The 676-nt window shown below is 59.6% G+C and carries 1 protein-coding gene; it reads right to left on the minus strand.

Annotated elements, in window-relative coordinates; all coding sequences use genetic code 11:
* The coding region (locus ACPD8L_RS17235) for a hypothetical protein (protein ID WP_423944895.1) at nt 1-394 on the minus strand (394 nt) is incomplete at its 3' end.
* Nucleotides 395-676 lie beyond the last annotated feature (282 nt).

Raw genomic sequence — 676 nt, forward strand, 5'->3', positions numbered from 1 at the left:
TGTTCACGATATAAGGGTCGCCAGTGGTACCGCTTCCGCTCACGCTGATGTCCGTGCCCCCGTTGACCACGGTCTCCGATCCGTCAGCGGCGTTCGCCGTGATCTGGCTGTCCACATAGTTCTTCGTGGCGGCGTCCTGGGCATTGGTAGGGTCCGTCACATTGGTGATCGAGGTCCCCGCGCTGTTGCCTTCGGAGAGTACCTCCGACAGGGTCTGGTCGTCACTGCCCAAGTTCGCCAAGGGTACCTGTAGGGTCCCGTTGCTGTCCTCTATCTCAAGGTTCGCCCCACTTACCTCGAAGCGGGTGTTGATCTCATTGGTAACGCTTCCATCGACCTCTGTGAAGGTACTGTTCACCACATAAGGATCGCCACTGGTACCGCTTCCGCTCACGCTGATGTCCGTGCCCCCGTTCACGATGGTCTCCGATCCGTCAGCGGCGTTCGCCGTGATCTGGCTGTCCACATAGTTCTTCGTGGCCGCGTCCTGCGCGTTGGTCGGGTCCGTCACGTTCGTGATGGATGTACCCGCGCTGTTACCCTCTCCGAGCACGCTCGCCAGATCCTGTATCTCGTTGGTGATGCTGCCATCCACTTCGGTGAAGGTACTGTTCACAATATAAGGGTCGCCGGTGGTGCCGCTTCCGCTCACGCTGATGTCCGTACCTCCGTTGAC

Origin of the sequence: Flagellimonas algicida, from assembly GCF_049629585.1 — a bacterium.
Taxonomy (GTDB): Bacteria; Bacteroidota; Bacteroidia; order Flavobacteriales; family Flavobacteriaceae; genus Flagellimonas.